The 21,023-nt window shown below is 61.7% G+C and carries 27 protein-coding genes; 15 read left to right on the top strand and 12 right to left on the bottom strand.

The features are described from left to right. The 3 genes from EEQ99_RS27265 to EEQ99_RS27255 form a co-directional block, all read right to left on the bottom strand. Window positions 1–490, bottom strand: a 490-nt coding sequence (locus EEQ99_RS27265) for a ThuA domain-containing protein (RefSeq protein WP_174824508.1), incomplete at its 3' end; no start/stop codon positions are given. Between the two features lie 192 nt (window positions 491–682). Continuing rightward, window positions 683–1,024, bottom strand: coding sequence for an SMR family transporter (locus tag EEQ99_RS27260; RefSeq protein ID WP_097595711.1), 342 nt, complete (start codon window positions 1,022–1,024; stop codon window positions 683–685). Between the two features lie 18 nt (window positions 1,025–1,042). Continuing rightward, window positions 1,043–1,606 carry a TetR/AcrR family transcriptional regulator gene (locus EEQ99_RS27255; RefSeq protein WP_097595710.1) on the bottom strand — a complete coding sequence of 188 codons (564 nt, stop codon included), beginning with the start codon at window positions 1,604–1,606 and terminating at the stop codon, window positions 1,043–1,045. 165 nt (window positions 1,607–1,771) lie between these two features. Between EEQ99_RS27255 and EEQ99_RS27250 the strand changes: the two genes are divergently transcribed. Together EEQ99_RS27250 and EEQ99_RS27245 are read left to right on the top strand one after the other, a co-directional pair. Continuing rightward, the gene (locus EEQ99_RS27250; RefSeq protein WP_028758873.1) at window positions 1,772–2,179 is read left to right on the top strand and encodes a group II truncated hemoglobin; all 408 of its coding nucleotides are present in this window, start codon (window positions 1,772–1,774) and stop codon (window positions 2,177–2,179) included. 47 nt (window positions 2,180–2,226) lie between these two features. Beyond that, window positions 2,227–2,598, top strand: coding sequence for a DUF423 domain-containing protein (locus tag EEQ99_RS27245; protein WP_047618751.1), 372 nt, complete (start codon window positions 2,227–2,229; stop codon window positions 2,596–2,598). Window positions 2,599–2,735: 137 nt separating this feature from the next. Here the strand turns inward: EEQ99_RS27245 and hmuQ are convergent, their stop codons facing one another. The 5 genes from hmuQ to EEQ99_RS27220 form a co-directional block, all read right to left on the bottom strand. Further along, window positions 2,736–3,050, bottom strand: a complete 315-nt coding sequence (hmuQ, locus tag EEQ99_RS27240; RefSeq protein ID WP_097595709.1) for a heme-degrading protein HmuQ — start codon at window positions 3,048–3,050, stop codon at window positions 2,736–2,738. A 9-nt stretch (window positions 3,051–3,059) separates the two neighbouring features. Then, window positions 3,060–3,332 carry a hypothetical protein gene (locus tag EEQ99_RS27235; protein WP_028758870.1) on the bottom strand — a complete coding sequence of 91 codons (273 nt, stop codon included), beginning with the start codon at window positions 3,330–3,332 and terminating at the stop codon, window positions 3,060–3,062. Further along, window positions 3,329–3,736: a DUF2325 domain-containing protein gene (locus EEQ99_RS27230; RefSeq protein WP_028758869.1), complete on the bottom strand. Its 408-nt coding sequence runs from the start codon at window positions 3,734–3,736 to the stop codon at window positions 3,329–3,331. The genes EEQ99_RS27235 and EEQ99_RS27230 overlap by 4 nt, the downstream gene beginning before the upstream one ends. A 108-nt stretch (window positions 3,737–3,844) precedes the next feature. Next, the gene (locus EEQ99_RS27225; RefSeq protein ID WP_097631172.1) at window positions 3,845–5,203 is read right to left on the bottom strand and encodes an energy transducer TonB family protein; all 1,359 of its coding nucleotides are present in this window, start codon (window positions 5,201–5,203) and stop codon (window positions 3,845–3,847) included. A gap of 57 nt (window positions 5,204–5,260) precedes the next feature. Next, entirely contained in the window at window positions 5,261–5,683 is a 423-nt protein-coding gene (locus tag EEQ99_RS27220; RefSeq protein WP_063474687.1) for a hypothetical protein, read from the bottom strand. Window positions 5,684–5,839: 156 nt separating this feature from the next. Between EEQ99_RS27220 and hemP the strand changes: the two genes are divergently transcribed. From hemP to EEQ99_RS27185, 7 genes are all read left to right on the top strand, one after another. After that, window positions 5,840–6,022 carry a hemin uptake protein HemP gene (gene hemP, locus EEQ99_RS27215; RefSeq protein WP_028758866.1) on the top strand — a complete coding sequence of 61 codons (183 nt, stop codon included), beginning with the start codon at window positions 5,840–5,842 and terminating at the stop codon, window positions 6,020–6,022. 8 nt (window positions 6,023–6,030) lie between these two features. Beyond that, window positions 6,031–7,080 carry a hemin-degrading factor gene (locus EEQ99_RS27210; protein ID WP_127431363.1) on the top strand — a complete coding sequence of 350 codons (1,050 nt, stop codon included), beginning with the start codon at window positions 6,031–6,033 and terminating at the stop codon, window positions 7,078–7,080. Between the two features lie 11 nt (window positions 7,081–7,091). Next, on the top strand, window positions 7,092–8,021 hold the full coding sequence (locus tag EEQ99_RS27205; protein WP_097595706.1) for a heme/hemin ABC transporter substrate-binding protein: 930 nt from the start codon (window positions 7,092–7,094) through the stop codon (window positions 8,019–8,021). A 2-nt stretch (window positions 8,022–8,023) separates the two neighbouring features. Continuing rightward, entirely contained in the window at window positions 8,024–9,133 is a 1,110-nt protein-coding gene (locus EEQ99_RS27200; RefSeq protein WP_097595705.1) for a FecCD family ABC transporter permease, read from the top strand. Between the two features lie 24 nt (window positions 9,134–9,157). Further along, entirely contained in the window at window positions 9,158–9,952 is a 795-nt protein-coding gene (locus tag EEQ99_RS27195) for a heme ABC transporter ATP-binding protein (RefSeq protein WP_097595704.1), read from the top strand. Between the two features lie 147 nt (window positions 9,953–10,099). Beyond that, window positions 10,100–10,444 carry a DUF883 family protein gene (locus EEQ99_RS27190; RefSeq protein ID WP_063474405.1) on the top strand — a complete coding sequence of 115 codons (345 nt, stop codon included), beginning with the start codon at window positions 10,100–10,102 and terminating at the stop codon, window positions 10,442–10,444. 9 nt (window positions 10,445–10,453) lie between these two features. After that, window positions 10,454–10,855 (top strand): hypothetical protein, encoded by a 402-nt coding sequence (locus tag EEQ99_RS27185; protein ID WP_063474404.1) that lies wholly within the window; start codon window positions 10,454–10,456, stop codon window positions 10,853–10,855. 382 nt (window positions 10,856–11,237) lie between these two features. Here the strand turns inward: EEQ99_RS27185 and EEQ99_RS27180 are convergent, their stop codons facing one another. After that, the gene (locus EEQ99_RS27180; RefSeq protein WP_007630757.1) at window positions 11,238–11,795 is read right to left on the bottom strand and encodes an RNA polymerase sigma factor; all 558 of its coding nucleotides are present in this window, start codon (window positions 11,793–11,795) and stop codon (window positions 11,238–11,240) included. 9 nt (window positions 11,796–11,804) lie between these two features. Further along, window positions 11,805–12,011, bottom strand: coding sequence for a NepR family anti-sigma factor (locus tag EEQ99_RS27175; RefSeq protein ID WP_024319398.1), 207 nt, complete (start codon window positions 12,009–12,011; stop codon window positions 11,805–11,807). Window positions 12,012–12,267: 256 nt separating this feature from the next. On the opposite strand from EEQ99_RS27175, the gene EEQ99_RS27170 reads away from it, so the two are divergent. The 4 genes from EEQ99_RS27170 (at window position 12,268) to preA (ending at window position 17,347) form a co-directional block, all read left to right on the top strand. Next, window positions 12,268–13,062, top strand: coding sequence for a response regulator (locus EEQ99_RS27170; protein ID WP_047618726.1), 795 nt, complete (start codon window positions 12,268–12,270; stop codon window positions 13,060–13,062). A gap of 190 nt (window positions 13,063–13,252) precedes the next feature. Next, window positions 13,253–14,248, top strand: coding sequence for a sensor histidine kinase (locus EEQ99_RS27165; RefSeq protein WP_047618776.1), 996 nt, complete (start codon window positions 13,253–13,255; stop codon window positions 14,246–14,248). Window positions 14,249–14,656: 408 nt separating this feature from the next. Further along, window positions 14,657–16,018, top strand: a complete 1,362-nt coding sequence (locus EEQ99_RS27160; protein WP_063474403.1) for an NAD(P)-dependent oxidoreductase — start codon at window positions 14,657–14,659, stop codon at window positions 16,016–16,018. Between the two features lie 15 nt (window positions 16,019–16,033). After that, complete coding sequence (gene preA, locus EEQ99_RS27155; protein WP_047618719.1) at window positions 16,034–17,347, top strand: NAD-dependent dihydropyrimidine dehydrogenase subunit PreA; 1,314 nt, start codon at window positions 16,034–16,036, stop codon at window positions 17,345–17,347. Window positions 17,348–17,410: 63 nt separating this feature from the next. Here preA and ftrA read toward each other — a convergent pair whose 3' ends face one another. After that, window positions 17,411–18,412, bottom strand: a complete 1,002-nt coding sequence (gene ftrA, locus EEQ99_RS27150; protein WP_063474402.1) for a transcriptional regulator FtrA — start codon at window positions 18,410–18,412, stop codon at window positions 17,411–17,413. A 71-nt stretch (window positions 18,413–18,483) separates the two neighbouring features. On the opposite strand from ftrA, the gene EEQ99_RS27145 reads away from it, so the two are divergent. Next, the gene (locus tag EEQ99_RS27145; protein ID WP_063474401.1) at window positions 18,484–18,894 is read left to right on the top strand and encodes a rhodanese-like domain-containing protein; all 411 of its coding nucleotides are present in this window, start codon (window positions 18,484–18,486) and stop codon (window positions 18,892–18,894) included. Between the two features lie 104 nt (window positions 18,895–18,998). Here EEQ99_RS27145 and EEQ99_RS27140 read toward each other — a convergent pair whose 3' ends face one another. Beyond that, window positions 18,999–20,021, bottom strand: a complete 1,023-nt coding sequence (locus EEQ99_RS27140) for a zinc-dependent alcohol dehydrogenase family protein (protein ID WP_063474400.1) — start codon at window positions 20,019–20,021, stop codon at window positions 18,999–19,001. Between the two features lie 101 nt (window positions 20,022–20,122). Here EEQ99_RS27140 and EEQ99_RS27135 point away from each other — a divergent pair, with 101 nt between their 5' ends. Then, window positions 20,123–21,022: a LysR family transcriptional regulator gene (locus tag EEQ99_RS27135; protein WP_063474399.1), complete on the top strand. Its 900-nt coding sequence runs from the start codon at window positions 20,123–20,125 to the stop codon at window positions 21,020–21,022. The last annotated feature ends 1 nt before the right edge of the window (window position 21,023 follow it).

Genomic DNA, 21,023 nt, shown 5'->3' with positions numbered 1-21,023 from the left:
GCGGTTCCGGCACCGAAAACTGCTCGCCGTACATTTCCTCGTTCTCGAGTTCGAAATGTTCGCCGATGCCGGCGGCGATCGGATGGCGCTGATTGATCGTCCACAGACGCTCGCGCTCACCCGCCTCACGCCATTTCAGCGCGCAGGGTGTGCCCATCAACCGCTTGAAGATCTTGGAGAAATGGCCGGAATGCAGCACGAGCAGCCCCATGCCTTCCCAGACGCGCTTGGCGACACGCTCGACGACGACATCGGAGACGGCGCCGTGATCCTTGTGGCCCCACCAGGTCAAGACATCGGTTTCGGCAAGGCGGGCTTCGCTGAGGCCGTGTTCCGGCTCCTGCAGCGTCGCCGTCGTCGCCGAGATGCTGGGGTCGGTATTCAGCGCGTTGGCGATCGTCGTGTGCATGCCTTCGGGATAGATGCCCCGGACGACGGCATTGGTATTCTCGTGGATATTCTCTCCCCAGACGACGGTGCGAATGGCCATGATGTGCTCCTGTAGAAACCTGGAAGTATCGATAGGCGGGAAGGCAGGATTCAAAGCGCTTTGGAAAACGGCGCTGGCTGCGCCTCGTCTCCTCCACATCTAAGGAACACATAGACCTTTGTCAGTATTTTGACAAAGGGGAAAATTTGCCGGACGAAGGCGGAAAATCCGCCTGGAAATACCACAGCAATATCAATGTGAAACGGATTTCGAGAAGAGATTGACGACCATAACGCCTGTGACGATCAGCCCGAGCCCGACGATGGCCGGCAGGTCGAGGCGCTGCTTGAAGAAGACCAGACCGACCGAGGAAATCAGCACGATTCCCAAAGCGCTCCAAATCGCATAGGCGATGCCGACCGGGATGCTCTTCAGCGTCAGCGACAGGCAATAGAAGGCGGCCGCATAACAGGCGACGACGAGTGCCGTCGGCCCGATGCGGGTGAACTGCTGCGACAGTTGCAGCGCGGTCGTGCCGACGACCTCGAGCACGATGGCTGCAAACAGCAGCCCGTAGACGGCAGCCTGGCTCATGGCGAATTCCTTTTCGGATTACTTGCCGGTCAGTTCGACAAGGCGATCGATGAGATCCCGCCTCAGAACGCCGTCGATATCATGGCTTTCCAACGTATCTGCGAACCAAAGTCCGTCGGCGGCGAAACGCACGACCTGCGCATCGAGGGAGGAGTCGGTGCCGATGTACTCCTCCGCCCGTGCCTGCACCCATTGGCGCCAGCGAAGACGCAGCCGGGGTTCGGCCAGAAGCGCGATCGTTACCTGCGTCCACCCCCTGGAATCGTCGGGACGATCCTTTAGGCCGGCTACCGCCCTGAGATAGGCGCGGGTGAAGCGGCCCTGCGGCTGCGGATCGCCGCGCATCAGTTCCTCTATATCGGCGTCGAACTTTTCGAGCAGGCTCTCGAACAGGGCATCGAGCAGCGCATTCTTCGTCGGAAAATGATGCAGCAGCCCGCCCTTGCTGACGCTGGAGGCGGCCGACACCGCATCGAGCGTGACGGCAGCCATGCCTTCGCTGGCAGCAAGGCGCGCCGCGACCTCCAGCAATTGCTGGCGCACGAGAGCGGGCTGTTTCTTGCGATGATGAGCGTTCGACATGCAGATTAAAAGATACCGTCCGGACGGTTTTGTCAAGAGGAATCGATTGGAACCCCTGCGATACCGGGATTATGCGCGAAATGCCGCGGCACCTTGATGACGGTTGCGATCGTTTTCCCAGAGGTGCATGTAGAGGCGGGGACAGATGTATTCAGGGATGGTTTCGTGACGGAGAAAGTCACCACACTTTACGAGGCGATCGGCGGCGATCCCATCGTGCGGGCGCTGACGCACCGCTTCTACGAACTGATGGACAGGCTGCCGGAGGCGAGGAACGTGCGCGCCGTGCATCCGCCGAGCCTTCAGGGCAGCGAAGAGAAATTCTACGAATATATGACCGGATATCTCGGCGGTCCGCCGCTTTATACCGACAAGCGCGGCCATCCGCGCCTGCGCAGCCGCCATTTCGTCGCCGAGATCGGCCCTGTCGAGCGCGATGAGTGGCTGCTCTGCTTCCGCCGTGCCATGGATGAAACCATTGCCAGCCAGGCGCTGCGCGATCTCATCTGGGCGCCGGTCGAACGGCTGGCCTATCACATGCAGAACAAGGCCCCTGACGATAAGGCCCTCTGACTATAAGGCCCTCTGACTATAAGGCCATCTGGCGATAAGGATTGACCATGAGCTTGAACGCGCGTCTGGAGCCGGTGCTCTATCTCTTTGCCGGCCTGTTCGGCGTCGCCGGCGTGGGGCTCGCCGCCCTTGCCGCCCATGGCGGCGGCGAAGCCAATCTTGCGGCATCTGCATCCGCCATGTGCCTTGCCCACGCCCCGGCCCTGCTGGCATTGGCTCTCGGCAACGCCAGGCTCAGAACCGCCTGGCTGGCCGGTTTTCTGATGATTGTCGGAACGCTGCTTTTTGCCGGCGATCTCGTCACCTTGCGCTTTACCGGCTCCAGCCTCTTCCCCTATGCCGCACCGACCGGCGGCTGGGCGATGATGCTTGGCTGGCTGGCCGTTGCCGCGGGCGCTGTCTTCCGGGTTAAGGCTTGAGAGAGTTTTTGCTGACTGCTCACGTCTTCTCCTCCTTCATTCCTGTGCCTGTCACAGGAATGAGGGTGTGCGTGGGGCCATGCTGAAGACAGAATCAAGATTTCGCTAAGAGCTAAATCACGCCGCACCAACTGCAATCAAACGCCATCAACCACATTGAAGCCTTCGAAAACCGGCGGCCCCTTGTAGATCGCCTTGTGATCGCCGGCATTGCGGTGCGCCGCGCGAAAACTTTCGGACTTCGTCCAGTTCTGAAAATCCGCTTCGCTTTTCCAGACCGTGTGCGAGGAATAGAGCGTATAGCCCTCCTCTTCGTTGACCTTGCCGCGCAGCAGCCGGAATTCGACGAAACCGGGCACCTCCGGCAGGCTGGAATCGCGGTTGCGCCAGACCGTCTCCAAATCACCTTCGCTTCCGGTTGCGACCTTGAAGCGGTTCATTGCGATATACATGGAATCTCCCTACGCCTGCCTCTTGCCCGCCCTTGCGGAACGCGAGGGAAAAGCGAGGATATTATTACCGTTTGCCGCCGCTTGGCCAAGCGGTCTTGTTGCGGCTTCTCCGGGCATACGCGCTTCCCAGGTCGGGAACAGCGTCACATTCTGGTGGATATTCTGGCGTTCGGCATGCTGCCGGAAAAGTGCGTAGAGCTCGGGCACGAGGCCCTCGCCGGTCTGCGCGGCGAGCTTGTGCAGGCCGATCATGGTGAAGCCGTCGGGGCGCTGGTCGTTCATCTTGCATTGTCTCGTTCGTTCATCGTCTGCAGCGCACGCTCCAGGCTGGATTTGCTGCCGTTGCGAAGCGGGATGAAGGCCTTGCCGAACTTCTTGCAGCCGGTCTTCACCCGCAGGCAGGCATCGTGGCTGATACAGTCGATCGGGCAGAACACGCAGTCGACCGAGGGAAGAACGGTATCGATGCGGGAAACCGCTTCGCGCAAGCCGCCGTCGTGATGAATGAGCTCGGCGCCGAAATTGCTGCAGATCTGGCGAAGATGCGCCACCTGGCAGTCGCGGCCGCCGACATAGAGGAAACTGCGGCCATCCAGTTTGGATCGCCCGGTGGATGCCTGAGCAGCGTCCTCGCCCGCGCTGTCGCGGACCTCCCGGTTCGAACCCTTCTTGCCCTTGCGAGCCATATACCACCCGTTCACTCGTTGATCGTCACACGATTCCTGCGTGTGCGGGTGGACCTTATTAAACTTGATTTTTAGAGTAAAGTATAAAGTTGATTATTTTTATCATATTTATCGAGCCGTGACTTGAACCTCTTGGGTAAAGGTCCAACTCGGCTTACCCCACTCAGGGGGTAAGGGTGGAAACGGCGCCGCACGGCGTACGCCATCGACAGCAGCCTTATCCAAGTCTGCAATTCCTGAACTGCCGGCGACGGAGACAGCCGCCAACCTGCCCGTTCCATCAATCGTCAATTTGAGACGCACAGACATGGCGCCGCCCATCCTCTTGTATTCGTCGGGCACCCGAATTGCACGGCGAATACGCTTCTGCACTTTGCCGGGATAATTGGCCACCGCCGCGCTTCCTGTGCCGTCGCCTCTGCCAGCTGTTGTCGACATGCCGTCAAACTGTGGCGCCTCCTGTGCACCAGTAGCAACGCCCCTCGTCGAGTCCCGGCTATCCGAGCCCTTCTTTCCGCCTGCCGGCTCCACCTTCTTCCGAGGCTGCTTTTTTTCATCCGGTTTCGGCTTCTCAACCTTCGGCTTCGGTTTCGCCTCTGGCTTTTCTTCGGGTTCCGGCGGGACTTCAGCGACCTCGACAGGCTTCACTTCTTCCGGCTGAACTTCGGTCGGCTGCACTGCAGCCGTCGTCACCTGTTCTGGTACCGTGGTCGATACGATATCGGGCACGGGCAGTTCCGGCACCGCCGTTGCCATCGGCTGAGCGACGAAAGTGTCGGCGGGGTTCTGAGAAACAAGCACCTCCGGTTCCGCTGCCACAACTGTCTCGGGCGAAACACGCGTCACCTCCTGGGCAGGCGGCACGGCTTCTACAGGTTCGGCCTCGACTGGTTGAGTCGGCTCTGGCTGTATCTCTGTCGGCTGAAATTCGGTAGTCTCGCTAGTCGACTGAACCGCATCCGGCTTAACCTCCTCTGCGGCAATTTCTTCCGGCTTCACTTCCAGCTCCGGATCACCTGCGGAGGTCTGGTCAACATCGGAATCGCCATACACGATGACGCTAACGGCTTCGCCGGCATCTTCAATCACTTTGTTCGGTGGTTTCGGCATGAACAGAGCAAGAGCCGCCACCAGACCGGCGTGAAAGAAAAACGAACCGATACAAGTCAGCGCCACCCGCCGCCGCACGGGCGCCTTTTCATCCTCCTGCTTTTCTACCATCGCATCCATCGGAGGCGCAGCAACGGGAGCCGCCGGCGCGGCTTCCGGATGGTCGGGAAAAGACGGTATCTGCGCGAAACGCGCATAGTGGACCATCGCCTCGCCGGCCGGCTGCCGTTGCGCATTGCGCAGATCGGAAAGCTCGTGGCCGGGATGCATGCCGGGGATATTGTCGTTCAGGCTGCCGCCAGCGTCCGGCTCCGCGATGAGCACCTGTCTCGATCTGGACTTCGCTGAAATTGCCATTGTGTATGCCTCGGACAGCCTGAAACATGTCCGCCGGAGTTCATCCCCGGCGTATTTTTAGCCCTCGAAGGGAACTGAAATCTGCGAGCGGGTGACCAGACCCTTCATGCATTCGCCGGCAACAGGTCCGTCGCAGACCGGCGTGTCGTTGATGATGATGCGCGTGACCGTCTCGCACTTCACGTTCGGCATATCGAACTGGCGCACGCGCTTCTTGCCCTGCGGCAGATCGCGGAAGTCGAGCACGGTGATGCGGTCGACGGCATTCTTGTCATTGAAGAAGGCGAGCTCGAAGGAGATCTTGTTGATCGGCGCCTGAAGATTGTTCTCGGCGACGAAGGTCATCATGCAGCCCTTCTGCGATGGCGCCAGAGCGTTGAGTTCGATATCCAGCTTGGCGGTTGCCGCATCCTGCGCCTGGCATATGCTTGAAACCGCCATCGCCATGCCAGCCGTAACAGCCGCAAACCTCACCGCCATAATCTTCTCCGCCATTGTCCCGATATCAGCAATCTCAAAAACTTGACTGCATTAGTCTCCTATTGCGTCTTTAAAAAACTATGAGTAAGAAAGTCAAGTTAATTGTCATCAAAACCGGCGATCCCGATCACCGGCTTCACGGAATTGCCAACCGAAATGATGGTTGAAAAGCCAGATAACTTTAAGCATGTGCCGCTGCAGAGCGAGCCTGCGGCGCAGCACCGGATCGTCGAAAGCCCGGATCTTTTCCGCGGCACGAACGAGATCATGATTCGACATGACGGCGTGGTCTACCGCCTGAAGATCACCCGTCAGGGCAAGCTCATTCTCAATAAGTAGGGTAGGACATGACCGAGCAGACAAGACCGGCGCCAGCCGAAATCCGTGCGTTTCGCGCTGAAAATCCGAAGATGCGCGAGCGCGATATCGCCGCCCAGCTGAAGATATCAGAGGCAGCCCTCGTCGCCGCCGAAACCGGCATCAGCGTCACCCGCATCGACGGCAGCGCACTGAAGCTTCTCGAACGCGTCGCCGGTCTCGGCGAAGTGATGGCGCTGTCGCGCAACGAAAGCGCCGTGCACGAGAAGATCGGCGTCTTCGAAAACATCAAGAGCGGCGCGCAGGCCGCCATCGTTCTCGGCGAGAATATCGACCTGCGCATCTTCCCGAGCCGCTGGGAGCATGGCTTCGCCGTCTCCAAGAAGGATGGCGACCAGGAACGCCTCAGCCTGCAATATTTCGACAAATCAGGCAACGCCGTGCACAAGGTGCATCTGCGCCCAAGCTCGAATGTCGAGGCCTATCACGCCATCGTCGCCGAGTTGAAGCTGGAAGACCAGTCGCAGGAATTTATCGAGGCCGAGACCTCGAATGCCGTCGATGAAACCGCCGACGTCAGCCGCGACGAGCTGCGCGACAATTGGAGCAAACTCACCGATACACACGAGTTCTTCGGCATGCTGAAGCGCCTGAAGATCGGCCGCCAGGCGGCCGTACGCAGCGTCGGCGACGACTATGCCTGGAAACTCGACAACACAGCGACGGCAGAGATGATGCATGCCTCGGTCAAATCAGGCCTGCCGATCATGTGCTTCGTCGCCAATAACGGCATCGTCCAGATCCATTCCGGCCCGATCTTCAACGTGCAGCCGATGGGTCCGTGGATCAATATCATGGACCCGACCTTCCATCTGCATCTGCGCCAGGATCACATCGCCGAGACCTGGGCCGTGCGCAAGCCGACCAAGGACGGGCACGTCACCTCGCTGGAGGCTTACGATGCAAACGGCGAAATGATCATCCAGTTCTTCGGCAAGCGGCAGGAAGGTTCCGACGAACGCGTCGAGTGGCGCGAGATCATGGAAAACCTGCCGCGGGCAGCAAGCGTGGCCGCATAAGGATCATAGCGATGACGATGCGTAACAATCTGCGCCGGATCCGTGCCTGGGAACTGGCCCTGACGGCAGCCGTCATGGCGCTGCCGTTGATCCCGACGGCGCGGCCGATCGAAGGCTTCGCCTTCGTGCGCGCCGCCCATGGCGAGGAAAAGAAGCTCGACACGTCACGCCTGGTTTCGGTCGGCGGCGACATCACCGAGATCGTCTATGCGCTCGGCGAGGAAAGCCGGCTGATCGCCCGCGACACGACGAGCATCTATCCGGAGGCGGCGTTGAAGCTGCCGAACGTCGGCTACATGCGTGCACTCTCGCCGGAAGGCATCCTCGCCATGAACCCGACGGCGATCATCGCCGTCGAAGGTTCAGGCCCGCAGGAGGCGCTGGCTGTGCTGAAGAATGCCAGCGTACCCTTCGAGACCGTGCCGAGCGCCTTTACCCGCGACGGCATCATCGCCAAGATCGACCGCGTCGGCACGCTGCTTGGCGTGCAGGACAAGGCGAAGGCACTTGAAGAAAAGGTCGCGGCCGATCTCGACGCGGCGATCGCCGATGCCGAAAAGCGCCCGGAGGCCGAACGCAAGCGCGTCCTCTTCATCCTCAGCGCCCAGAACGGCCGGATCATGGCATCGGGCACCGGCACCGCAGCCGACGGCATCGTCAAGCTCGCCGGCGCAGTCAACGCCGTCGGCGCATTCCCAGGCTACAAGCCGCTGACGGACGAGGCGATCATCGAAGCCAAGCCTGACTTCATCCTGATGATGAACCGCGGCGATGGCGCCGGCACCAAGAACGAGGACCTGCTGGCGCAGCCGGCGATCGCGCTGACGCCAGCAGGCGAGAAAAAAGCGATCATCCGGATGGACGGCGTCTACCTGCTCGGCTTCGGTCCGCGCACGGCAGCCGCGGCGCGGGATCTCAACACGGCGATCTACGGGGGCTGATCATGGCCCTGCCGCAAGCCATGGAACGAGGGCGACACGTGTCGATGGCAGACATGCGCGAAATCAGGCCGGCGGGCGACCGGACGCGGCTTGCCTTGCTGGCAATCGTTCTGCTTGCCGCCGGCTCGGTCTTCTCGATGCTGTTTTCGGTGACGACAGGCGCTTCAGATGCCTCGATCCTCGACGTTATCAGCAAGATGGCCGGCTCCGAGACGGCGCTCAGCATGCGTGACCGGATCATCATCTTCGATATCCGCCTGCCCAGGGCGATCCTCGGCTTCCTGATCGGCGCCTCGCTCGCGGTTTCCGGTGCGGTGATGCAGGGCCTGTTCCGCAATCCGCTGGCCGATCCAGGCCTCGTCGGCGTCTCCTCCGGCGCAAGCCTCGGCGCAGTCACCATCATCGTGCTCGGCGGCGGCATCGCAGCCCCGCTCTCAGCCCTTCTCGGCATATACGCTCTGCCGGCGGCCGCCTTCGGCGGCGGTCTCGTCACGACGCTGTTGCTCTACCGGATCGCCACCCGTCACGGCCAGACCTCCGTGGCAACGATGTTGCTTGCCGGCATTGCACTCGGCGCGCTTGCCCTCGCCATGACAGGACTGCTGATCTACATGGCCAACGACCAGCAGTTGCGCGACCTGACCTTCTGGAGCATGGGCTCGCTTGCCGGCGCCACATGGACGAAGATCGCCGCGGCCGGCCCAATCATCCTGTTGTCCTTCACCGCCCTGCCCTTCATGGCGCGCGGCCTCAATGCCATCACGCTCGGCGAGGCGGCCGCCTTTCATATGGGCGTGCCGGTGCAACGGCTGAAAAATGTCGCGATCGTCGGGGTCGCCGCGGCGACCGGCGCGTCCGTCGCCGTCAGCGGCGGCATCGGTTTCGTCGGGATCGTCGTGCCGCATATCCTGCGCATGGCGATCGGCCCGGACCATCGTTTCCTGTTGCCGGCCGCAGCGCTTCTCGGCGGCTCGCTGCTGATCTTCGCGGATGTCCTGGCGCGCACCCTGGTTGCGCCGGCCGAACTGCCGATCGGCATCATCACCGCGGCGGTCGGCGGGCCGTTCTTCCTGTGGATCCTGCTGAGGCAGCGTTCGCGTCTTGCGCTGTGAGCGGATGTTGTGAGTGACGTTCAGATGATCGAAGTTTCCGGCGTCTCCGTGCGCCTTTCCGGCAAGGCCATCATCAGCGACGTTGCCTTCACCGCAAAGGGCGGCGAACTGACGGCGATTGCCGGACCGAACGGCTCCGGCAAGACGACGACGATGAAAGCCATCTCCGGCGAACTTGCCTATGGCGGCTCGGTGCGCATCGGCGGCGACGAGGTCAAGGGGCTGAAACCCTGGCAGCTTGCCGCCATCCGCGGCGTGCTGCCGCAGGCAAGCACCATCTCCTTTCCCTTCACCGTGCGCGAGATCGTCCGCATGGGCCTGACATCAGGCCTCAACCTGCATCCCGACAAGGCCGAGCAGACGGCGGCGGCCGCGCTCGCCTCCGTCGACCTGACCGGCTTCGAAGGCCGTTTCTATCAGGAACTCTCCGGCGGCGAGCAGCAGCGCGTGCAGCTTGCCCGCGTGCTCTGCCAGATCGCCGAGCCCGTCGTCGATGGCAAGCCCTGTTGGCTGCTGCTCGACGAGCCGGTCTCGAGCCTCGACATCAGCCACCAGCTGACCATCATGACGCTCGCCCGCAACTTCTGCCAACGCGGCGGCGGTGTCATCGCCGTCATGCACGATCTCAACCTGACGGCGCTCTTTGCCGACCGCATCGTGCTGATGAAATCCGGCCGCCTCGCCGCCGCCGGCAGCATCGGTAACGTGCTGACCGACGAAACGATGCTGTCGGTGTTCGGCTGCGCGCTGCGGATCAATCAGGTGCCGGCCGACGGCACCCCCTTCGTGCTCGCCCACAGCGCCGTTTCCCGCCCCTGAGCCTGTCTGCACGGAACTTTTGACCGTGCGACACGTTGTCGGCAGTGATCTGGGTCAATGCCGGGCGATATGATTCATGCAACGGACGGTGGTGACCCACGTGCGAAACAGGCGAGCTTGCGCGCGCCCCAGCCAATGGAGACAGCCATGAGCTATTCTATCTTCCAGTCCGGCCGCAGCCGCCGCAACGGCACCTTCCACAATTTGGAATCCGGCATCGAGGAGCAGATCGAAGCGTTGCGCGACGAACTCGCGGAACTGACCCGCCTCGTTGGCAAGAGCTCACGCCACCAGGGCGACAAAATCCGCGGCCAGGCCAGCGCCGGCTATGAGGAACTGCTCGGCCGGAGCGAGGATCTGCTGCGCGAATTGCAGCAGGGCTATGAGCGCGGCGCAACCGAAATGCGCGAGACCGTGCGCAAGCATCCATTGGCAACGATCGGCGCCGCAGCCGCTTTCGGCCTTGCCATCGCCTTCCTCGCCCGGCGCTGAGGAAGCGCGATGCTGTTATCGATCCTCAGCCTGCTGACGGGCGCAAGCGTGCACCGCACCGTTGCACGCGCCAAGCGCAATGGCATCTTCATTGCGCTTGCCGTGCTCTTCCTCCTCACCGCCTACGCGCTGGCCGTCACCGCCGGCGCCATCTGGCTCGCCGGCATCTACGGCCCGGTCGGCGCGGCCCTCTTCCTGGCCGCCTGCGCGCTGCTGATCGCCATCATCGCGCTGGTGGTGATGGCGATCATCAACGCCCGGGAAGCGCGCCGCGCCCGTGAACGCCGCGCGGCACTGGAATCGCTGGCAACGGTCGGGCTCGGCCTCGTCCGCGCCCAGCCGCTCCTGACCGCCGGCGTCCTGGCGGCAATCGTCGCGGCCAATCTGGTGGGCTCGAAGCGCGAGGATTGATTGAGGTGGCAACCCACCTGCTCCTATCCCGCAACTGTCACGAGAATGGAGAGGGGAAAGTATTTCCTCTTCACATTACCAGCGGAAGATTAGGCATGACTCCCACCTCGCTCTCCCTCATTCCTGTGCTTGTCACAGGAATCCAGCTACGGCGCGTTCCGCGCGGTGAATGAACCGACACGGCAGGTGGGAAAAACCTTTCGCGCCCAAGGACTTGGGCGCACTGGATTCCTGTGACGAGCACAGGAATGAGGGACGAACAGTAGTGCGCGTTAGACAACTATCCACCACTTTTGGATACACGCCCTTCTAACACTCCCACGAACGCAAAAAAGCCGGCGCCCGAAGGGGCAGCCGGCCTTCCTCCCAAGTATAACTCTTGTCAGAAGGCAAAGGCCTTCGACGTCAGCGGCGCCGACGTGGCGTCGGGGCCGAAATCCGCCTCGCCTGATATCTGCAGCAATTCCTGCAGTCGCTGGCGGGCCCGGTTGACGCGGCTCTTGATGGTGCCGACGGCGCAGCCGCAGATTTCGGCGGCCTCCTCATAGGAGAAACCCGAGGCGCCGACGAGGATGATCGCTTCGCGTTGGTCCGGCGGCAGCTGGTCGAGCGCCTTTTTGAAGTCCTGCAGATCGAGCGCGCCATATTGCGAGGGATGCATCGCCATCGATTCCGTAAACAGCCCGTCGCTGTCCTGAACCTCGCGGCCGCTCTTGCGCATCTGGCTGTAGAGTTCGTTGCGCAGGATCGTGAAGAGCCAGGCCTTCATATTGGTGCCCATCTCGAAATGATCCTGTTTGGCCCAGGCTTTCATGATGGTGTCCTGGACGAGATCGTCGGCACGGTCGTGCCGTCCGATGAGCGAGATCGCGAAGGCGCGAAGACTGGGGAGTGCCGCCAGCAGTTCCCGCTTGAAGCTGGGTTGCGCTTTATCTTCCATGCGGCGATCCTATTCGGCCATTTTGGCGGAAGCCATCATTTCAGCATGGTCGAGCTTTTCGAGAAGGTCGAGAAAACGATCGGGAATCGCTTCATCCTGTGCGGCCGCATAAAGCGACCGCAACCTGACGCCGATCTGATTGTTCGGGTCCAGGATGTCGCTTGCCCGCAGCTCCAGCTTTCGCTGATCGGCTGCCTCTTTCTTGCGTGTAGTCATCAATTCGTCTTCTCGCCGGTTGTCTGTTAGAGGGGCGTGCAGGGGATCAATCATGATTTCAACCATCGACTCCGAACGTTCCAGTGTCGATGTCGCCAGTATTTGCCGTTGCATGGGTCAAAACGCTACGCCCTTTCATTGTCGGCTGGAATAATGCGGCGCGACAAAAAAAGTTCCTCCCGTTCCGGAACTTTTTTAGCAAGGCGACGTTAACCGCTCATTGAAGCCAATGCCGGCCTGTATGCAGGAGCCATTAATGACACTTTCTACTCGAATTGCGCCGCACCTTCCTTATCTGCGCCGCTATTCCCGCGCCCTCACCGGCACCCAGACTTCGGGCGACGCCTATGTCGCCGCCGTCCTCGAAGCCATCATCGCCGATCTGTCGATTTTCCCGGATACGGCGAACGACCGGGTCGCACTCTACAAACTGTTTACGCAACTGTTTGGTTCCACCGCAGTCCAGATTCCAGAGCCGACTTCGCCCTATGCCTGGGAGCAACGCGCCACACTGAACCTTTCCAAGGTTTCGCCTCGTGCCCGTCAGGCCTTTTTGCTCGCCTCCGTGGAAAATTTTCGCGTCGCCGAAATCGCCGATATCCTGGAAACCGAGGAACAGGACGTCATGCATCTGCTCGACGTGGCCTCGCAGGAAATTTCCCGTCAGGTCGCCACCGATATCATGATCATCGAGGACGAGCCGCTGATCGCCATGGATATTGAGCAGATGGTCGAAAGCCTCGGCCATCGCGTCACCGGCATCGCCCGCACGCATGCCGAAGCCGTCGCGCTCTACAATAAGACCAAGCCGAGCATGGTGCTGGCCGACATCCAGCTTGCCGACGGCAGTTCCGGTATCGACGCAGTCAACGACATCCTGAAGACGTCGAGCGTGCCGGTGATCTTCATCACCGCTTTCCCTGAACGGCTTCTGACCGGCGAGCGCCCTGAGCCGACTTTCCTTGTCACCAAGCCCTTCAATCCGGACATGGTCAAGGCACTGATCAGCCAAGCTCTTTTCTTCAACGAATCGACCAGAGTGGCCGCCTGAGACGCAATTTTCCGGACTTCGGAACCAAATCGCCAAAGCATGCGTTCCGGTGCTACCGGGACTCCGGTGGCTTTAACGGTTTTTGCAGCGCTTTGTTCTAGAGTTGACAGGCGGTGTCTGGAAGGGCGCTCCCTTCAGCGACGTTCAAGATGTCACAAGGAAAGGCGGTCGAGTGAATACGACTGAACCATTGTCCGGCGTGCCTTTCACCTTCGAAGGCAAAGCCGCAATGATGGAACGCGCGCTCGGCAGCGCCGGGATTTCAATCCTCTGCCAAGACGCCCGGCTGTCGATCTTCTACGCCGAAAATCTGCCGCCGCATTTTGCAGCGCTCTTTATGCCCGGCAACAGCGACGCTGCCCTTTTCGGCGACGCCCATGGGCGATATCTGACAGCGCTGAAACACAAGGTGCTGGAAACCGGGATCCCCAACAATGCCGAGGTCGAGATCGACGTCGACGGCGAAAGGCGTACCTATGAACTGAAGATCCAGCGCACCGGTGAACGCGGCGCGCACGGACTTCTCTCCGTCATGGCCGAAGTGACCGAAAGCCGGCACCGCGAAAAAGTGCTGAAATCGCTGCTGCGCGAACTCTCACACCGCTCGAAGAACCTTCTCGCCATCATCCAGGGGATTGCCACGCAGACCGCGCGCAACACGCTGTCTCTCGACACCTTCCTCCTCAAATTCCGCGGACGGCTGCAATCGCTTTCCAACTCGCAGGATCTGATTACCGATTCGAGCTGGCGCGGCGCCTATCTCTTCGAACTCGCCGAAAAGCAGTTCGCCCCCTATTGGCCGGAAACATCAGGCTCCATGCCGATCTATGGCATCAATGCGCATCTGACGCCGAATGCCGCCGTGCATCTCGGGCTCGCCCTCCACGAACTCATCGTCAACTCCGCCTCCTACGGCGCGATATCAGGCGGCGCCGCCTCGATCACGCTGAATTGCCGCGAAGCCGCAATCGGCGACAGGAAGGCGATCGAAGTCGCTTGGGCGGAGGTGCTTCATGATCAGTCGGAAGTCCACGAATTCAGCGACAACAGCTTCGGCCGCACCGTGCTGGAGCGGGTCGTGCCTTCGTCGGTCAATGGCAAGGCGGAGCTGAAACTCGTTCCCGGCCGCATCGAGTATCGCCTGACCATTCCGGAAACCGAATTCGAGATCTTCAAACGCGTGTGAAAGCCTGGAAATAGGCGCCAAACGGAAAAACAGCCGGTGCGAGGGCGGCGCACCGGCTGTCTTCACTCACCGGGAGGGGACCGTGAGTACGTCCGGATAGTGGGTTGGGGGCGCGCATGTTGGGTCGATGCGATCACCATCCGGATATCGCAATAACGGCGACATCAAACTTTGGTTCCCTCCGATCGGAAAAAAATTCGACTTTTTTGAATCTTTTTTCCGATGCCCTTGGCGCGGGGCGCGTCCAGCCATTTCACGAATGCGGACCAGATAAATTCTTCCAATAAAAACAATTGATTACTTGGCATCCAGCAAGAGAAAACCGTCAAAATTTTACCGTTTGATAAATTTTTAAACCTGAGTTACGCTTTCCCTCACAGGCCGTTTACCAATAATGAGGGAACTTCAATGGAACGACTGGAAACTGGGATTCATGCTGGCCGGCTTTCGCCCGCCGAGTATGAGGCTAATTTTTCCGATCTGCATCCGCGCCTCGACAATCACGAGGCGCTGGTCGCCGCCGACCGCTGTTATTTCTGTTATGACGCGCCGTGCATGACGGCCTGTCCCACCTCGATCGACATTCCGCTGTTCATCCGCCAGATTTCGACGGGCAATCCGATCGGCTCGGCAAAGACGATCTTCGATCAGAACATCCTTGGCGGCATGTGCGCCCGCGTCTGTCCCACCGAAGAACTCTGCGAACAGGCCTGTGTGCGCAACACGGCCGAAGAGCGGCCCGTCGAGATCGGCCGCCTGCAGCGTTATGCGACAGATGCCGCCATGCAGGCCGGCAAGCAGTTCTATGCCAGGGCCGAACCGACCGGAAAGACGATCGCCGTCGTCGGCGCAGGCCCAGCCGGCCTTGCCGCCGCCCATCGCCTGGCCGTGAAAGGCCATTCCGTCGTCATCTATGATGCCAGGGAAAAATCCGGCGGCCTCAACGAATACGGCATCGCCACCTATAAGACGGTCGACGATTTCGCCCAGAAGGAAGTCGACTACATCCTCTCGATCGGCGGCATCGAGGTCCGGCATGGGCAGCTTCTCGGCCGCAATTTCTCGCTTGCCGATCTGCAGGCCCAATATGACGGCGTCTTCCTCGGTATCGGCCTTGCCGGCGTCAACGCGCTGCGCATCGAGGGCGAGAACCTCGCAGGCGTCGACGACGCCGTCGATTTCATCGCGGCACTGCGTCAGGCTGAAAACAAGAGCGAAATCGCCGTCGGCCGCCGCGTCGTCGTCCTTGGCGGCGGCATGACGGCGATCGACGCTGCCGTGCAGGCGAAGCTGCTTGGCGCCGAGGAGGTGACGATCTGTTACCGCCGTGGCAAGGAACACATGAACGCTTCGGAATTCGAGCAGGATCTGGCAAGCTCCAAGGGCGTCATCATCCGCCACTGGCTGGCGCCGAAATCGATCCTGTCGCAGGACGGCAAAGTCGCCGCCATCGAAGTGGAATATACCAAGCTTCTCGAAGGCCGCCTGGTCGGGACCGGCGAAACCGGCGTCATTGCCGCCGACCAGATCTTCAAGGCGATCGGCCAGACCTTTGACGCCTCCGGTCTCGGTTCGCTGCGCATGGAAAGCGGCCGCATCGCCGTCGATGGCGAAGGCCATACCTCGCTCGACGGCGTCTGGGCCGGTGGTGACTGCGTCTTCGGCGGCGACGACCTCACGGTTTCCGCCGTCGCCCACGGTCGCGACGCGGCTGAATCCATCCACCGCACCCTCACCGCGGCCGCCGCTCCGGCTGTCGCGGTTGCATGAAGGGGAGAATGAACAATGGCTGATCTCCGCAATAATTTCGTCGGCATCAAGTCCCCGAACCCGTTCTGGCTGGCGTCGGCGCCGCCGACCGACAAGGCCTACAACGTCGAGCGTGCCTTCAAGGCCGGTTGGGGCGGCGTGGTCTGGAAGACGCTGGGCGAGGAAGGCCCGCCTGTCGTTAACGTCAACGGCCCGCGCTACGGCGCGATCTGGGGCGCCGACCGCCGCCTGCTGGGGCTGAACAATATCGAGCTCATCACCGACCGCGACCTCTATACCAACCTGCGGGAAATGAAGCAGGTGAAGATGAACTGGCCGGACCGGGCGCTGATCGCCTCGATCATGGTACCCTGCGAGGAGCAGGCCTGGAAGGCGATCCTGCCGCTGGTCGAAGAGACCGGCGCCGACGGCATCGAGCTCAATTTCGGCTGTCCGCACGGCATGTCCGAGCGCGGCATGGGTTCCGCGGTCGGCCAGGTGCCGGAATATATCGAAATGGTCGTGCGCTGGTGCAAGCAGTACACCCGAATGCCCGTCATCACCAAGCTGACGCCCAACATCACCGATGTCCGCCGCCCCGCCCGCGCCGCCAAGGCGGGCGGCACCGATGCCGTCTCGCTGATCAACACGATCAATTCGATCGTCTCCGTCGATCTCGACAACTTCGCCCCCAACCCGACGGTTGGCGGCAAGGGCAGCCACGGCGGTTATTGCGGCCCGGCGGTCAAGCCGATCGCGCTCAACATGGTGGCCGAGATCGCCCGTGATCCCGAAACCTACGGCCTGCCGATCTCAGGCATCGGCGGCATCACCACCTGGCGGGACGCGGCCGAATTCCTCGTTCTCGGCGCCGGCAACGTCCAGGTCTGCACAGCGGCGATGACCTACGGCTTCAAGATCGTCCAGGAGATGATCACGGGCCTCTCCGACTGGATGGACGAAAAAGGCCACCGCAACCTCGACGACATTACCGGCCGCGCCGTGCCCAACGTCACCGACTGGCAGTATCTGAACCTCAACTACATCGCCAAGGCCAAGATCGACCAGGACGCCTGCATCAAGTGCGGCCGCTGCTACATCGCATGCGAGGATACCTCGCACCAGGCAATCACCAACTTCGTCAACGGCGCTCGTCATTTCGAGGTGATGGACGAGGAATGCGTCGGCTGCAATCTCTGCGTCAGCGTCTGCCCGGTCGAGAACTGCATCACCATGGAGCAGCTTCCCGCCGGCACCCTCGACAAGCGCACCGGCCGCGTCGTCGACCCGAACTATGCCAACTGGACGACGCACCCGAACAACCCGATGGCACGCCAGGCGGCGGAATAGGGATTTGCAACGCCGCGGAGAATATCGTTCCGCGGCGTTGCAGTCTTCTCGCCAACGGTCGATCTAACCGCCGAACGACTTCCGATAGGCATTCGGGCTCGTCCCGAGCCGCCTGCGGAAATGATGCCGCATCGTCGCCAGTGTTCCAAAGCCGCTGGCGACGGCGATATCGTCGAGCGAAACGGCAAGTTCCCTCTCCAGCAGATCGCGGGCATGGCGCAGCCGCTCCGTCAGCAGCCATTCGCCGACGCTGAGACCCGTCGTCGCTTCGAAGCGCCGCTGAAAGGTGCGCATGCTCATACCGGCTCTTTTGGCAAGCAGGCTGATCGGCTGGTCCTCGGAAAGGCTTTCGCGCATCCATTCGATCAGCGGCCCCAAGCGGATGCCCTCGCGCTCCTCGGGAACCGGCGCGCGAATGAATTGCGCCTGTCCGCCTTCGCGATGCGGTGGCACGACCAGCCGGCGGGCGACGCTGTTTGCCGCCTCCGAACCGAAATCGCCGCGCACCACATGCAGGCAGAGATCGATGCCGGCAGCACTGCCTGCCGCCGTCAGCAGGCTGCCTTCGTCCATGTAGAGAACGTCGGCATCGAGCGTGATGTCGGGATAACGCGCGGCAATCGTGGCGACATAGCGCCAATGTGTCGTCGCCCTGCGGTTGGCAAGCAGTCCCGATCCGGCAAGAACTGCAACGCCCGAGCAGAGCGACATGATGCGCGCGCCGCGCTGATGCGCTGCCGTCAGTGCTCTCGCGAGGGGTGCCGGCACCGGCGCATCGATCGCCCGCCAGCCGGGCACGACGATCAGATCCGCCTCATCGAGCACCTCCAGGCCCTTGTCGACGGCGACCGTCAGCCCTCCGGCGGCGCGAAGCGGCCCCGGTTCGATGCCGCAGACCGAGAAGCGATACCAATCCTCCCCCATCTCCGGGCGTGGCAGGCCGAAGACCTCATAGACGATGCCGAATTCGAAAGTGCAGAGCCCGTCATAGGCAAGCGCTGCGACCAGCGGTCCTTTCGTCTGCTGCGGCGAGGAGTTTGGCATGATCTTTACGCTGTCAGTCATGATGGCCAATTTCGCAGAGCTTTAGCATCGGCGATACCAGGCTGCAATTCGAACCAAAAAGGAAATCGCAAATGCCAAGCCCCGTCGCAGACATCCCCGCCGCCGCTGCTGATATCGCCGCTGCCCATTTTGCCGCCAAGCTTGCCTTCGAGACCGATTGCTCCGACGTCCACGCAGCCTTTGCGTCTGGCAAGGTCGATTTCGTTCTTCTCGACGTACGCTCGCCGACGCTCTTTGCACAGTCCCACATTCCCGGCGCCATCAACCTGCCGCATGGAAAGATGACGGCGCACCGCATGTCGGCCTGGCCCTCCGACACGCTCTTCGTCGTCTATTGCGCCGGCCCGCATTGCAACGGCGCTGACAAGGCCGCACTTCGCCTCTCCCGCCTCGGCCTGTCCGTGAAACTGATGATCGGCGGCATGACCGGCTGGGCCGATGAACGCTTCACCTTCGAACAAGGCGTTCCAGCCGCGGCCTGAGCGGCCTCCCTTCTCCGCCGGCAGCGCCGCGCGTCTTTTCAGATGCCCGGCGCTGTCGCCCTTTGAATGGCCGCATAACTTAATCGAACGGAAGATCGCGACCGTCAGAACTCGACGACCACCTTGCCAAAGGGCCCGCGATAGAGATGATCGAGCGCCTGCGGGAATTCGTCGAAGGCATAGCGCTTGTCGATCACGGGCTTCAGCCCGTTCTGGTCGACTGCCCGCACCAGGTCTTCCAGCGCGCGGCGATGGCCGACGGAAATGCCCTGCACGACAGGCGCCTTGAGCAGCAGCGGAGCGGCCTGGCCGGAGACTTCGAAGCCTTCGAGCACGCCGATCACGGAAATGCGGCCATTGATCGCCACCGCTTTCAGTGCCAGGTCGAGATGCGGGCCGCCGACGATCTCAAGCACGTGGTCGGCGCCATAGCCGCCGGTCAGTTGGTAGAGTTGCTCAACCCAGTCGCCCTCGCGGCGGTTGATCGCGTGATCGGCGCCGAGAGCAACGGCGCGCTCGAGCTTCTCCGCGCTGCCTGAGGTGATGAAGACCTCGGCGCCGTGCGCCTTGGCGATCTGCAGGCCGAAAAGCGCCACGCCGCCGGTGCCTTGCACCAGCACCTTGTCACCGGCCTTCAGACCGCCGCGTTCGATCAAGGCGAACCAGGCAGTCAGCCCGGCGCAGGGCAAGGTGCTCGCCTGTGCTGCATCGAGCGTATCGGGTGCGCGCGAATACCATTCCTCCGACAGAACGGTGTATTGGGAAAGGACGCCGGGATAGACGCCGCCGCGTGTCTTGTAAGGCGGCGTGCGGGCATCGCCCAACCCGCGTCCGTCGATCCAGTCGGGCGAAAAGGTCGAAATGACCCGGTCGCCCGGCTTGAAACGGGTGACCTCAGGCCCGACCGTCTCCACGACCCCCGCCATATCGGAGGCCGGCACGAAGGGAAATTGCAGCGGCAATCCCATACCGCTCTCCATCACCAGCCGGTCGCGGAAATTGAGCGAGACGGCTTCCGTCCGGACCAGGATCCTGTTTCCCGAAACCGGTTCGAGCCTCCGCTCGCCGACCGTGAGATTGTGCTCCGATCCAACCGCATCGATCTGCCATTGCCGTGTTGTCTGCATTGTCTTGCTCCTTGTCCATTACAGGGAGCGAAAACATATCGTTGAATATTTTGCGCCAGTTGCGATATTAATTCGCCAGAATGGTTCCAAAGAGGAAACAAATGGAACAGCTGAAGGGGATCTCGATTTTTGTCGAAGCCGTCGAGGCAGGCGGCTTTTCGGCTGCCGCCGAGCGGCTCCACCTCACGCGCTCGGCCGTCGGCAAGACGATCGCACGTCTGGAACAGCGTCTCGGCGTTCGGCTTTTCAACCGCACGACGCGCATGCAGAGCCTGACCGAGGAAGGCCGTTTCTTCTACGAGCGCTGCCTGCGAGCGGTCGAGGAAATCCGCCTCGGGGAAGCCATGCTGGAATCCGGCCGGCGTGATGTGCGCGGCCGGTTGCGCATCTCCATGCCCGTGCTTTTCGGCCGCCATTGCATCGCGCCGATCCTCGCAAGCCTGCTCGATGAACATCCGGATCTCGAACTCGACCTTTCCTTCAGCGACCGGATCGTCGACCTGCTCGAGGACGGCTTCGACCTTGCCATCCGCAACGGACCGCTGAAGGACAATCCGGATCTGATGGCCCGGGCGATCGCCCGCCAGCGCATGACCGTCTGTGCATCGCCCGCCTATCTGGAAAGATATGGCGCGCCGCAGACGATCTCCGATATTCCGCTGCATGAAGGCATCGTTTACAGGCGGGGCGATAACGACAAAGGGTGGATATTCCCCACTGCAGCCGATCCCGGACGGCGGATGCAGCCGAAGGCACGGCTGCGGCTCGACGACCTCGCGTCGATTTCCGATGCCGCCGTCGCCGGGCGCGGCCTGGCCTGGCTGCCTTGCTGGCTGGTACGCGAGCAGGTGCTGGCAGGCCGGCTCATTCAGGTGCTGAAGCACGAACCGGCCAATGTCTTCGATGCCCATGCCATCTGGCTACGCTCCCCGGTCATGCTGCCCAAGGTGAGGCTCGCGATCGACACGCTCGCCGCCAGACTGCCCGCAATGATGGGCTGAA

The organism is Rhizobium anhuiense (genome assembly GCF_003985145.1).
GTDB classification, from domain to species: Bacteria; Pseudomonadota; Alphaproteobacteria; order Rhizobiales; family Rhizobiaceae; genus Rhizobium; species Rhizobium anhuiense.
The sequence above is the reverse complement of the archived record's forward strand: the minus strand, read 5'-3'. Positions and strand labels throughout refer to the sequence as shown.